Genomic DNA, 13,106 nt, shown 5'->3' with positions numbered 1-13,106 from the left:
TCCGTCGCCTCCCCTCGTTAAGGAAAAGGGCAGGGTCCCGGGCCGGGAACCTGCCCTTCGCAAGCTGTGTATGGAACTACTTTATTTCTTATTCTGATTATCAGCAGTAAAAGTTACGGTCAGTTTGGAAGAATCGGTCAGCTTCTTGAGGTTGTTCGTATAAACCTTTGCATCGCTGCCCTCGAAGAAGACGTAAATATCGACCTCGGTATCCTTGTCGGCAGTAATAGTGTCAGCAAGAATGCCATCGGCAGCAGTGATGCCATTGGAACCAAGCTTGAACGTACCATCCTTGTCAAGAACAACCCACCTGTCCCCGCACTTCACCAAAAGACGAAGCGCAGAGTTGATGTCAGATGTGGTAGCAAGGTTCGTCGCATTACCGTCAGCAGATTTCGCCTCGACAGAAGCGACCTTCAAGTTGGAGAGGTTCTGGCCGCGGGAACTGATATTGAAAACATTCTTCTTAGCAAAGCCCTTGGTAACGGCCTCATCGGGCGTACCTGCAGTGCCAACAGTTTTCAATGTTCCGTACAGAGTTCCATCGTCCACAGTATTGCCGTAACCCGTCATAAACTGACCCTCGGTAGAACCCTCCTGCTCACCAAAGGTGGCGGGATACAGTTTGGTTGCTTCTGTATCGCCGGCAACGTCAAATGTACTGTCCGCTCCCACAGCAGTGGCGTTGTACTTAATCGTCATATACGACGCGTTCGACTGTGCGCTGATGCTGCTCGTCGTCGCCTTAACGGTATTGTTCGTCACAAACCATGCGAACGTGGCAGAGCCCAGCGCTACGGCTGCTACCAGCACCATGGCGATGGCGGCGCCCATCTGCTTCTTTAATGCCTTGGTATCCATGCGGACCCCTTTCTTTCCCCATTCATCCCAGATGACCCTCGAGAAGCCCGGAAGGGGAGCCCGCGCTTTCGTGTTGGATGTTGCTTGCCCATCCTTTAGACATGGAATTGAGAATACCATAATTCTTACGATTTCCTTATGAGTTTTCGGCAGCCCACATTCCGGCAGATTCATAGGTCTACCTCGGGTTATGCGCGGGGCTATGTGAACATCGTTTACCTTATTTGATCTCTCCCCCGCAAAGCCGTAAGTCCCTCTTAAGGCTTGCGGCCGCAGCGCCACGCCATCGCATACATTCACCCTCCGCCGAGCTTCGCCCGAGCCTCCCCCCACTCGCTATACTGGTGCAGAACGTTTAATTTTTGCCTGCTAAACGGGCTATTTGTTGGGAGGGCTCATGCCTGCCGCCAATCAACCCAAGGGAAGCGTTTCCACCGGATCGATCAAGCCGGTGACGCGCAAAGCCGTTCGTTGCCAGCGCGAAGTCGCTTGGCTGGTCACGCAAGCGGCCGGCAAGCTCGTCGCCACCACCGACGACGTCAACGCGCCCACGCCCAGCTTTGTGCTGGCGGCGGCATTGTCGTTCGCTCGTGAACAGGAGCAGGCCGTACGTGACCGTGGCGACGTAATCGACTACAAGGCCGTCATGGGCCCCGACCTTGCGAGCTTTTGTGCGGCTGCGGGGCTGCCCGCAGCGCCCAACGCGCTTTCGGACGCGGGCTACATGTTCACGCTCTCGGGCGCGGACCTCATCCGCGACCTCTACGCCTACTGTAGTGACCTGGGCGAACGCATGGGAGACGCGGCACAGGTCAAACCGGGCTATGCAATCAAGCTCGCGCTGCGACTGTTCTTGCTAGACGCCGCCGCTGGCGACGCCTCCGACGGCAAAACCTCGGCATAAGCCATCACCAAAAGCGCCGGGCCGGGAAATCAATCCTGGCCCGGCGCTTCTTCGTTCTACTTGTCCCCGTCCCCTGCGGGCGAGTTCTTTTGATTGCGGCGGTTACTCCAGGTCACGTTGTGCTCCTTGTAGTAATCGGGCGCCTCGTTGCCGCTCGCGCTAATGGGGTCATTGCCGGTCAGGGTATCGGCAATATCCTGCACGAACTTAACGAACAGGCTCGAATCGTCGGTCTCGGACGAATCAAAGTCAAAACCGAACTCCACCGCGCCGCCAATAATCTTGTCCACGCACTCCGGGTCGTCGCCATCCAGCCAAATGACCACGGTGTACTTGTCCACATCGCCCACGCGGAAGTTCTTGTGGCTGATGGTCGTCACCACGTCTTTGGACGCAAACGGCTCGGTGTTGGGTTCGGGATTGCCATCCGCCGCGACGGCCGCGTAGGTGGTGGGCTTGCCGTTGCGATACACCCTCACGCGCGCCGCCTTTTCCACGCCCTTGCTGGCGCTGACCACCTTGAGCTTGGCGCTATAGCCCAGATCGGTCTTGCCGGCGTTGCGGATATAGAAGGTGTACGCCACGTAGTTTTTGCCGTTGTGGCTGCCGTCGATGTCGTCCAGGTTGTCGGGCAGGTCGTCGGCAGCGATATTGGTGCCGTTGTCCACGGCGTCGGCGGCCAGGCGCGCGGTGGCGTTGTTAAAGTCGCCGTTGTCGGCAATGGCCACGCCGCGGCGGAACAGCTCCAGGCGGTTGAGGTTGATGGTGAAGTTACCCATGTTTTCCTGCATAAACGACAGGGCGAACAACACGCCAAAGGCAAGCGCCAGCACCACGAGGGCCTTTTGCAGCTTGTCCATGCGCAGCAGCGCCGCGCCGATGCGCTCCATGCGGCGCTTGGGCATGTACATGGACACGACCGCGTCGGGGTCGATGTCATCGAGGTCCTGGTCGGCCAGCGCCTGCTCCAGCTCCTCGATGCGCACCACGCCGCGCAGGTTGCGCTTGGGCTTGCGGTTGGGCTTGCCAAAGCGCTTGCGGGAGGCGGGAGCCTGCTCGGGTGCGGAGTCCTCGCCGGGCGCGTCCTCGGCATTGGAGCCGGGCGCATCCTGCGACGTGTCCTCGGCCTGGCCCTCGGCCAAATCCTCGGCCAAATCCTCGGCAGCTTGATCTTTGTCGTTACGCTTGAACAGTGCCATGGCGATCAGAGCTTATATTTGGCGCGGATGTAGCCGACGTATTCTTTGACGAGCTCGCGCTCCATGTCGTCGGCGTAGCGGAACTGCAGTCCGCAGACGTTGCGGTACAGGCTGCCCTTGGGCGCGCGGCGCACCCAGCACACGATGCCCAGCTGCTCGGGCAGCTCATGGCGCTCGCCCTGCAGGCGGATCGTGGGCATTTGCACGGCCAGGGCCTCGCCCACGTCGGGGTAATCGTTGAGGTAAATGGCCAGGCCGCCGGCCGAGACGTCGATGGTCATGGCGTCCTCGGGCTCGGAGGTCGGCGCGTTATCGCGCTGGTAGGTCAGGCGCATGGCGACCTTAAAACGCTCGTCGCGGCGCTTGACAAAGCTGCGCTGCTCGGCGACTTTGCGCATTTTCCAGTAGGTGCGGATGCCCTTTTTCTCGACTGCCTCGGGATAGCCGGCGAGCACGAACGTTTCCTCGCCCACTTTGTACTGCAGCAGGAGCTTTTGGTTTTCGTCCATGAGCAGCGGCTTGCCGGTGAGCATGGGAGCGCTCATAAGGAAGTACGCCTCGTCCAGGTCCTCTTTGTACGTGGCGAGCATGTTGAAGTCGGTTTTTTGGCCCATGGGCACGTCGAATGCCACCTGAAGCTTAGTCCCCGGCGTTATCTGTTGCTCTGCCATGTATTCTCCCCTAGTCGCGGGCGCCGATATCATCGTCGTGCGCGATGCGCATTGGGCTATTGTAACTGCTTTGCCGCAGGTTTCGATGCGCAGCGCGTGAAATGGCGGGATGGTAGGAGCCGAACGCTAGTGCAGCCGCTCTGCGCGCTCCGTTAGCCGGTACTTGCGGTTGCGGCTCGTCGCCGACGCCGTAGGTTCAAGCTCGCCCTGTGCGATGAGCGCATTGACGCGTACCCTAACCTGGGAGACGGTGAGTCCCGTGCATTCTGCCAGTTCACGTGTTCCCAGTTCGCCGTTGCGCTTGAGTGCCGCCACAATTAAGTCCCCGCCATGATCAATTTGTTCAACCTTCGCTCGGTAAAGGACAACCTTAAACCGGTCGAAACCCGGGCAAAACAATGGCTCGGCCAGACCTTGCGCACGCATGGCATCGAGCATCATTGGAATGCCCGACCCGTTGCCTTCGGCAGGAGAGCCCGCACCGTCGGGCAATGGGACAAGCGACATGAGCTTCACAAGCGTCGCATTGCGACATCGGGAGCTGCCGTCAAACAGGTTCTCGCGAGTCTTTCCTCCGTATAGGCCGCCGGGGTTCGTCACCTCGATACGGTCATCAAAAACGTCGACAGCAATCGATTGTCCACAGAACCGATCTCCGTATTCTCGGTGGATTGCGGCGTTGGCGATTGCCTCGCGCAGGACCTCCTCGGGAATCTCCAGCGAGTCGACACGCGAGACGCCTTGGATCGTCGAGGTTCGCCGCAAATTCTTGACGACTGCCGCGACGGCATCCGAGACCATTTCGCCCAACGTCCCCTCGCAGATCGTACGGTCCATGAACCTCAACGACCCCGCCGCGCCCTTCTGCGTTCCGGCATAGACCGCCACATCGATAAAGAGCTTGGGATAGAACTGCTGAGGATAGGCACCCGCAGCCAGGAGCCCGGCCTTAGTGACATTGCCCTGGGAGTCGAGGAAATTCAGGCGCTCCAGCTTCGTTTTCTTGTCCGGCGCGCCGCGCATCGCACGGGGTGTCAGTGAGAAAGCACGCTCTATCGTGCGGTCGACCAGGGCCTCGTCAAGATCGCCTGCGACCGCACCGGGCACTGCATCGCGATCACTGGGGCTCGTCCGTTCATACGATGACAAGGACAGGACCTCGGTCGACGAGAGCGGAACATCTTTGTCATCGATGCGTTTGTAACTGCCGCCTTGAGCGCCCCGCTCTATGACATAACAAGGCTTGCTCGACGGGTCGAGCTCCTCAATCGTGATGACCAGAACCACGGTGCCCTGGAGCTCCACGCGTTCAATGGTGTATTTGGGCGGATTGGCCAGTTTTCCGCGACCGCCGGCATCACCCATGCCCGCTACGAATTGGTTGAGCACCTTCTCGGTCTCAAAGTTCTCAACCGGGACAAAGCCCGCGCGCTCGCTCACGCCGAGCACGATAATTCCGCCAGCAGTATTCGCGAATGCGCTAACTGTTTCCCATACGTCGCGGGAAAGCGTCGTGGCGCTCTCCTTGACCTCGACGTTAAGATCGTCCGAGCCCATGCGCCTTAAAGACTCGAGCAGACCGGTCAGCTCGTTTTCGTTCATCTGCATGTCCTTTCGCTCGGCCCGGCGGAGAATGCCACGAATAGATTTCCTTCGTCTCTCAGTTATCTCTCGTAATTATCTCTCATCTTACTGCTATCTCTCATATAAGAGATGAGTGAGAGATGGAAGATAAGATGTCTACCATCTGTTTCATTTAAACATGTTCTTGCTGGTAGAACAATCGGTATTGAGACAATACCATAATTGTTTGTCTTTTTGCTGCTCAGTTATCTCTCATATTTATCTCTCATCTTTCTGTTATCTCTTATATTAGAGATGAGTGAGAAATGAGAAATGCATGAGTGATGGACGGTCAGGAATCGAGAGTGGATTTCCGGACGGTTTTTTGGCGTTTTGGGGCTGTTTCCGTCCGAAAATCCACTCTCGTTCAATTTGCGTCCGAATTTCCACGCTCGTGTGTCCGAAAATCCACGCTCGTGCGGCAGATTGGTCGAGGTCCCCATATGGGTATACTCTTGAGGATTCGACTCGATTCGCCCCCGCTGGGGCGTCAAAGGAGACTGCATATGCCCACCACCACCTCAACCGATCCGCGCGCCGCTGCTGCCGCGCTGCTGGTACCCGGTACCACCTGCCACGGTTTTGCCGTCGAGCGCTGCGAGACCGTGCCCGAGCTCGATTCGGACGCCTACGTGCTGCGCCACACCGCATCGGGCGCTCGCCTGCTGTACCTGGCGTGCGACGATGAGAACAAGGCCTTTGCCATTGGCTTTAAGACGCCGCCGGCCGATTCCACCGGCGTGTTCCATATTCTTGAGCACTCGGTGCTGTGCGGATCGGCCAAGTTTCCCGTCAAGGAGCCGTTTGTCGATCTGATCAAGAGCTCCATGCAGACGTTCCTCAACGCCATGACCTACCCCGACAAGACCATCTACCCCGTTGCCACCACCAACGAGCAGGACCTGTACAACCTGATGGACGTGTACCTGGACGCGGTGTTCAACCCGGCCATCTATACCAAGCCCACCATTTTTGAACAGGAGGGTTGGCACTACGAGCTGGACCTGCCGGAGGGCGCCGAGGGCGCAGACGACGACAGCTCCGCGAGCCTGCGCGAGGGCACGCTGCACTATAACGGCGTGGTGTTCAACGAGATGAAGGGCGCGCTGTCCGACCCCATGAGTGTGCTGGACGACGCCGTCAACGCCGCGCTCTATCCCGACACCGCCTATGCGCACGAGAGTGGCGGCGACCCGCGCGCGATTCCCGCGCTCACCTACGAGCAGTTCTTGGACACGCATGCGCGCCACTACAATCCTTCCAACTCCTATATCACGCTCTACGGCGACCTGGACGTGGACCGCGCACTGGCCTTTTTGGACGAGCGCTACCTGTCGCAGCCGAGTGCCGCGAGCCGCCGCATGGACGCAGCCGTTGCCGCCGGCGAGGACCCGTCCACGCTTGCGCCCAATCCGCTGGGCGTGCAGGCGCCCGTGACCTGCGAGTATAAGCGCGTCGAGATGGCCACCACGCCCGAGAACGCCCTGGTGGGCCTGGGCTTTGTGCTGGGCAGTGCGCTCGACCGCAAGCGCACGATCGCGGCGGACATCCTGTTCGAGGCGCTGCTGGGCTCCAACGAAGCACCGGTTAAGAAGGCCATTCTGGCCGCCGGCCTGGGCGGCAACGTGGTGAGCTACACCGCGGCCGAGAGCCTGCAGCCCTACGAGCTCATCATGCTGCAGAACGCGCAGCCCGGCGTGGCGCGCGAGCTGCGCCGCGTGTTCCAGGACGCCTGCCGCGACCTGTGCGAGCACGGCGTTCCGCGCGAGCGCCTGGAAGCCATCATCAGCAGCAACGAATACGACCTGCGCCAACGCGACTACGGTATCGCCGACGGCGTGGCCATTGCGTGCGATGCGCTGAGTACCTGGCTCTACGATGACGACGCCGCGACGCTGGCACTCAAGTACGGCCCGGTGTACGAGGAGCTGCGTGGCGAGCTGGACGGCAGCTACTTTGAGGACCTGCTGCGCGAGCTCGTGCTGGAAAACGACCACATGGCGCTGGTCGAGCTGGTTCCGGTAGACGCTGCCGAGGGTACGGAGGGTGCCGAGGCCGCCGAGCTGGCAGCCAAGCGCGATGCCATGACCGATGCCGAGCTGGCCGATGTGGTCGAGCGCACGGCCGTACTGCGTGCCGCGCAGGAGGCGGAAGACACGCTCGAGGCCAAGGCCACGCTGCCGCGCCTGCGCGTTTCCGACATTGGCGAGGCGCGCCCCGAGCCGCCGCTGGTCGTGGACACCACTGCGCCCATCCCCTGCCTGCGCCACAGCATCCCCACCAACCGTCTGGCCTACGCCATGCAGTACTTCGACCTGAGCTGCGTCGCATTTGAGGACCTGCCCTATGTGACGCTGCTCTGCCGCCTGCTCAAACAGCTGCCCACGAGCGAGCACTCGGCCGAGGAGCTCGACAACGTGCTCGCCGGCAAGCTGGGCTTTTTGAGCTTTACGACCGAGGTCATGACCCAGCCCGACGTGGACGGCGTGCGTCCCTACCTGCTGGTGAGCGCCGGCGCCCTGTCCGAGAAGATCGATGCGCTAGCGAGCCTGCCGCGCGAGGTGTGGTCGAGCACGCTTTTGCTCGATGCCGACGCCGACCGCGTGCGCGACGTGCTCACGCAGATTCGCATTGGACTTGAGCAGGGCTTTATCAACAACGGTCACTCGGCGGCACTCGGTCGCGCGATGAGCTACAGCTCGCCCTCGGCCATGGTGCGCGAGCAGCTTTCGGGCGTGGACTTCTACCTGTTCCTGCGCGATCTGCTCGACCACTTTGACGAGCGACTGGATGACCTGCGCGCCAAACTTGCCGAGCTGGCAGGCCGCATCTTTGTGGCCGATGGCTGCATGGCGAGCTTTACCGGCAGCGACGAGGACTTTAACGCATACTGGGCCGCCGCTGACGATCTGGGGCTGGGCGCTGGCGACGGCGCCGATGCCGGCAGCGGCACGCTCGTGGTACCGGAGCCGTGCGACCGCCACGAGGCCTTTGTCATCCCCAGCGACATCTGCTTTGCGGCAAGCGCGTGCGACCCGCGTCGCCTGGGCATCGACGTGACGGGCGCCTGGGCGGTTGCCGCCAACGCGCTCTCCTACGACTATCTGTGGAACGAGATCCGCGTGAAGGGCGGCGCGTACGGCTGCGGATTCCGCGCGGCAGGCGAGCGTCAGACGGCGTTCTACACCTACCGCGACCCGGCAATCGACCCCTCGATTGAGCGCGTTGCGCGCGCAGGCGAATGGCTCGGCAGCTTTGAGCCCGACGAGGCCTCCTTTGAGGGCTTTATCGTGAGCTGCGTGAGCGGCATGGACGCGCCAGTGAAGCCGTACGCGCTCACCAAACGCCGCAACACGACCTACCTGGCCGGGCTCGATCCGCACGCACGCGAGGAGCGCCGCGCCCAGATGCTCGCCGCCACGCCCGGTGAGCTGCGCTCGCTCGGCGCCGACGTGACGCGCATTGCGGCCGAGTCACCCACCTGCGTCTTTGGCGGCCGCGACGTCATCGCCAAGAGCAACGCCGGCTTTAACGTCATCGACCTGATGGGCTAACGCACAGCAAAGGTAGATTTTTGGGACATGCCTGAAAATCTACCTTTTCTTTTACCGCTGCTTGGGCAGGGCAGCTCAGCCCGTCCCACCAGTTTGTCTAAATCTATAACATCTAGGCGGCAATATCGGCTCCAGATGTTACAGATCGAGACGTTTCCGAATGGCGCCGCCCCTTTGTCTCAATCTGTAACGGCTAGGCCCATTTTTGCCGAGTTACTGTTACAGATCGAGACAAACCGCCGCAGACACCCGCCCCACCAGCAAAACCCCCACGAAAGGGCAGGTGCCTTTGCGTTGATTCGAACACTTGTTCTATACGTACACATGTTCTATAATAGGGGTGCTTGCATCGGACTTAAATTGCAACTAAGATATAGTTGCAGAATGTGAGGCGGGATGACTCGGACCGATAAACTCATCGCCCAACTGCTTAGCTGCCCTTCGACGTATCGGTATACCGATTTTTTAAAAGTCTTGGCTTCGTATGGCTTTGAAATGGACAACAAAGGCAAGACATCCGGATCGCGCATTCGCTTCTACAGGCCATCAGATGGCAGGATGTTCGTAATGCACGCGCCACATCCATCTGACGAATTGACGGCGGGGACCATTCGAAACATCGTTCGATTTCTGCAAGATGTCGGAGGTAGTCATGAGTAACGTTTTGGCATACAAGGGTTATTTCGCCCCAGTCGAGTTCGATGCCGAACAGCATGTGCTAACAGGTATGGTCACCGGCATTAGGGACGCAATCGTATTTGAAGGCTCCACAGCTGAAGAGGTGGAGCAATGCTTCCACGACGCCGTCGACGATTACCTTGAGTTTTGCGCCGAGAAAGGCAAGGAACCCGAGCGGGCTTTTAAGGGCTCGTTCAACGTAAGAACGGGCTCTGAGCTCCACAAGCAAGCGGCGCTGGCAGCGGCAAAGAAGGGTGAGTCACTCAATAAGTTTGTGACTGAAGCAATCGCTGCGGCGTTATAGCATTAACGCATAGGCCCAAACAACCACAAAGGGCGCAGTTCACAGGCATATTTGCGGTGGCTTTACTGCCCATATCGCGTTTGCCCAGATAAAACCTACCAAAATAAACCTGTCCCTTTTTGGCAGGTTTGCTAGAGGAGGCTGGGATGGACAAGGCTGAGTTGCGACGGGCGATGATTGCTCGGCGCGATGCTCTTGATTTGGATGTGCGTGCTGCGAAGTCTGCCGTTATCTGTGCGCGACTTGTTGAGCTGTTGGATCGCTCGGATGCCGCGGCGCCGCGCATCGTTGCCGTCTATGCCGCGATGGGTTCCGAAGTCGATCCTGCCGCGTTTGCCGCAGCGGCCGCCAAACGCGGCTGGCGCGTGGCCTATCCGTGCATGCTCTCGGCAACAGACGCCGCAGCTTGTGGCCAGCGCATGTGCATGCGGGCAGTTGCCGCCGGCGATGCGTCCGCGGCGCCGTTTATCGCCCACCCCACGCGGGTCTTTGCGGCCGTGGACATCGACAACGACCGCTTCCCTATCGTGCCTGCCGAGGCCCTCGACATGGCCATCGTGCCGCTTGTAGCCTTCGACCGCGCCGGCGCGCGCCTAGGCTACGGCGGCGGCTGCTACGACCGCTATCTGCCCACGCTCTCGCCCGCATGCCAAATCATCGGCATTGCCTTTGACGAGCAGCGTGTCGACCACGTTCCCACCGACGCCCACGACCTGCCGCTACCCCACATCATCAGCGCCTGATCGCCGCTGTATCGCACCCGCAAGATGAGCGTGGATAATCTCCCGCTTTGAGCCCCCTTACGAGCCAAAAGTGGGAGATTATCCACGCTCGTCCGTCTGGATTTCCGCGCTCGTGCGGCTCAACGTCCTGCAACCGCCTCAACACGCACGCGGCACGCCGGCAACTTTGAGTTTGCGATCGAGCTTTGACGGGTCCCTCAAATCATCCCAGCACAAGCGCACGATCTTGCAGTTATCAAGCAGCGAAAGCCTCGACTCGCGCTGGCGCTCATCAAACTGCGCCTTCGCGAGCTTGCCCTCCTCCGCTGCCTTCTCGCTTTTAACGAATCCGTCGAACTCTCCGATAATCAGCCGGTCGCCCACACGCCACAAGTAGTCAACTCGATACGGCCGCCCCGGTTCAACCGGGTCGAACAGCTCAACTTGCAGCTCCGGCGTCTGCCAGCCGCGCTCAATCATCAGAGCACGCGCCTTGGACTCGCCACCGCTTTCCGATAGGCCATCGGCACACCGCGCAACACTTCGCGCCGTCACAACACCGCGACGATTTAAGCCAAGCTTGTCGACTGCCTCAACGAGATGCTCCTTCGACAACAGCTGCTCATGAAGCGCCGAGTCCGCAATGATCAGTCCCTCGACAAACGATGCATCGACCAGGCAATCCGTAATCGTTTGATTGATATCGGTCACGGCAATATCCATCTGGATTGCCCGTGTTTGACGAGCATAACGATGGCGAATCACCTGAGAGCCGGGCGTCGTCGATTGCGCCGGCGCCGCGGCGATATGGATGTGCGTCAAATTGGCATGCGAAACCGAAAGGCCATAGATAACAGCCGCCGTATAGGAGCAAAACGTCCAGTCGGGATGCTTTTGCGCAAGGGCCCGCACCCGATGCAGATAACGCTGCCGAAACTTGAGCTCGGACCAATAATCCGGACGCGCATACAGCCCCGGCATGACCGCCTCTAGACTTCCCGCCGCCACCCGCCGCTCAATCTGCTTTGCCTCCGCCGTCGTGCGTGCGTACACGCAGCTCATCTGCTGTTCGCATGCTTTAATGTGACTTGTAAGCCTTTGATTCGCCGTCATGTTTCCCATGTCGCCTCCCAAATCTTGGAACGGCGCAAACGTACCAGACGGTTTCATGCGAAGTCTGACCAAATGCTGTCCAGGCGCTGACCAAATGCTTGACGGTTTTGGACGTTTTAGGCTGATGGCTTATATCTGCAGGTAGGGCGGTTGTCGAGAGGTCCCTGTCTCCACAATTTGATGCCTTGGTCCATCGGATTATCAGAAAGAAAAACCCGTCGAGATTCAAGACCACGCCAAATGCGAACTTGCCTCTGCGCGCACCGTCTCTTAGCCGAGCCATCGGCATCTACATATAAAAAATGAGCGTGGATAATCTCCCGTTTTGAGCCTAGTTTCAAGCCAAAAGTGGGAGATTATCCACGCTCGATTTGTAAACGTCCGAAAATCCACGCTCGCGTGTCCGATAATCCACGCTCGTCATGCCGTGAGCACAGCCACAGTCGCAGCCACGGCCGCAGCCTAGTGCTCCTCGCCGGCGCGGGCCAGGTCGTAGGGCGTGGTCTGGTAGACGTAGTAGTTGAGCCAGTTGGTGTAGAACAGCTGAGCCTGACTGCGCCAGACGTTGCGCGGCTCGGCGGTGGGGTCGTCGTTCGGGAAGTAATGCGCCGGCACCTGAGGGTTAAGCCCGCGCTTCACGTCGCGCTCGTACTCCAAACGCAGCGTGTCGGTATCGTACTCGGGATGGCCAAAGACAAAGAAGCGGCGGCTGTCGGTCGACTTGACGATATACAGGCCCACCTCGTCGGACACGGCCACGACCTCAAGCTGCGGCTCGGCCTCCACGTCCTCGCGGCGCACATCGGTGTTGCGCGAGTGCACGGCATAGAAACGGTCGTCGAAGCCGCGGACCAGCGGGCTTTGCGGCTTCACCAGATAATGCTCGAACACGCCGCTCGCCTTTGCCGGCAGATCGTACTTCTGGATACCGTAATGATGGTAGAGCCCCGCCTGCGCGCCCCAACAAATATGCAGCGTAGAGTGCACATGCGTGGTGGACCAATCCATGATCTGGCAGAGCTCGGGCCAGTAGTCGACCTCCTCGAACGGCATCTGCTCCACCGGCGCGCCCGTGATGATCAGGCCGTCGTAGTGGATGTCGCGGATGTCGTCGAACGTGCGGTAGAACGTCTCCAGATGGCCGGCGCTCACGTGCGTGGCCTCGTGCGTCTTGGTGCGCAGCAGGTCCACCTCCACCTGCAGCGGCGTGTTGGAGAGCTTGCGCATGATCTGCGTCTCGGTGGCGATCTTGGTGGGCATGAGGTTGAGGATGAGCACGCGCAGCGGACGGATGTCCTGGTGCAGCGCGCGGTACTCGGTCATGACAAAGATGTTCTCGCTCTCGAGCTGCGCGGCGGCAGGGAGGGCGTCGGGAATGCGAATGGGCATGGATGCTCCTTATGAGTCAGTTGCAGCTATGGTACAACGACCGGCCCCATCCGCGCGAGCACATCGCCCAGCGATGCCGTCAGCGGCC

11 protein-coding genes are annotated in these 13,106 nt (G+C 59.9%); 5 read left to right on the top strand and 6 right to left on the bottom strand.

The genetic code is table 11. The annotated features are described in order from the left end of the window. Nucleotides 1-81 precede the first annotated feature (81 nt). Nucleotides 82-861 (bottom strand): hypothetical protein, encoded by a 780-nt coding sequence (locus DW823_RS04905; protein ID WP_118080738.1) that lies wholly within the window; start codon nt 859-861, stop codon nt 82-84. Between the two features lie 397 nt (nt 862-1,258). Here DW823_RS04905 and DW823_RS04900 point away from each other — a divergent pair, with 397 nt between their 5' ends. Beyond that, nucleotides 1,259-1,765: a hypothetical protein gene (locus tag DW823_RS04900; RefSeq protein WP_118080736.1), complete on the top strand. Its 507-nt coding sequence runs from the start codon at nt 1,259-1,261 to the stop codon at nt 1,763-1,765. Between the two features lie 56 nt (nt 1,766-1,821). On the opposite strand, the gene DW823_RS04895 is transcribed toward DW823_RS04900, so the two are convergent. From DW823_RS04895 to DW823_RS04885, 3 genes are all read right to left on the bottom strand, one after another. Beyond that, nucleotides 1,822-2,964: a hypothetical protein gene (locus DW823_RS04895; RefSeq protein ID WP_118080734.1), complete on the bottom strand. Its 1,143-nt coding sequence runs from the start codon at nt 2,962-2,964 to the stop codon at nt 1,822-1,824. A gap of 5 nt (nt 2,965-2,969) precedes the next feature. Further along, a complete protein-coding gene (locus DW823_RS04890) occupies nt 2,970-3,635 on the bottom strand; it encodes a PilZ domain-containing protein (RefSeq protein ID WP_158567270.1) in 666 nt (221 codons plus the stop codon). Nucleotides 3,636-3,761: 126 nt separating this feature from the next. Then, nucleotides 3,762-5,237, bottom strand: coding sequence for an ATP-binding protein (locus tag DW823_RS04885; protein WP_118080730.1), 1,476 nt, complete (start codon nt 5,235-5,237; stop codon nt 3,762-3,764). Nucleotides 5,238-5,764: 527 nt separating this feature from the next. Between DW823_RS04885 and DW823_RS04880 the strand changes: the two genes are divergently transcribed. The 4 genes from DW823_RS04880 to DW823_RS04865 all read left to right on the top strand — a co-directional run bounded on the left by DW823_RS04880 (nt 5,765) and on the right by DW823_RS04865 (nt 10,537). Next, nucleotides 5,765-8,812, top strand: a complete 3,048-nt coding sequence (locus tag DW823_RS04880) for an insulinase family protein (RefSeq protein ID WP_118080728.1) — start codon at nt 5,765-5,767, stop codon at nt 8,810-8,812. A gap of 396 nt (nt 8,813-9,208) precedes the next feature. Then, a complete protein-coding gene (locus DW823_RS10045; protein ID WP_118080726.1) occupies nt 9,209-9,472 on the top strand; it encodes a type II toxin-antitoxin system HicA family toxin in 264 nt (87 codons plus the stop codon). Then, nucleotides 9,465-9,794, top strand: coding sequence for a type II toxin-antitoxin system HicB family antitoxin (locus DW823_RS04870; protein WP_099432592.1), 330 nt, complete (start codon nt 9,465-9,467; stop codon nt 9,792-9,794). The genes DW823_RS10045 and DW823_RS04870 overlap by 8 nt, the downstream gene beginning before the upstream one ends. Nucleotides 9,795-9,940: 146 nt before the next feature. Continuing rightward, complete coding sequence (locus DW823_RS04865; protein ID WP_118080724.1) at nt 9,941-10,537, top strand: 5-formyltetrahydrofolate cyclo-ligase; 597 nt, start codon at nt 9,941-9,943, stop codon at nt 10,535-10,537. 138 nt (nt 10,538-10,675) lie between these two features. Here the strand turns inward: DW823_RS04865 and DW823_RS04860 are convergent, their stop codons facing one another. Together DW823_RS04860 and metA are read right to left on the bottom strand one after the other, a co-directional pair. After that, complete coding sequence (locus DW823_RS04860; RefSeq protein WP_147350653.1) at nt 10,676-11,638, bottom strand: hypothetical protein; 963 nt, start codon at nt 11,636-11,638, stop codon at nt 10,676-10,678. Between the two features lie 453 nt (nt 11,639-12,091). Beyond that, complete coding sequence (gene metA, locus DW823_RS04855) at nt 12,092-13,018, bottom strand: homoserine O-succinyltransferase (protein ID WP_117583845.1); 927 nt, start codon at nt 13,016-13,018, stop codon at nt 12,092-12,094. Between the last annotated feature and the right edge of the window lie 88 nt (nt 13,019-13,106).

It is taken from the genome of Collinsella sp. AM34-10, assembly GCF_003469185.1.
Lineage (GTDB): Bacteria > Actinomycetota > Coriobacteriia > Coriobacteriales > Coriobacteriaceae > Collinsella.
This window is presented reverse-complemented; position numbering and strand designations above follow the sequence as displayed.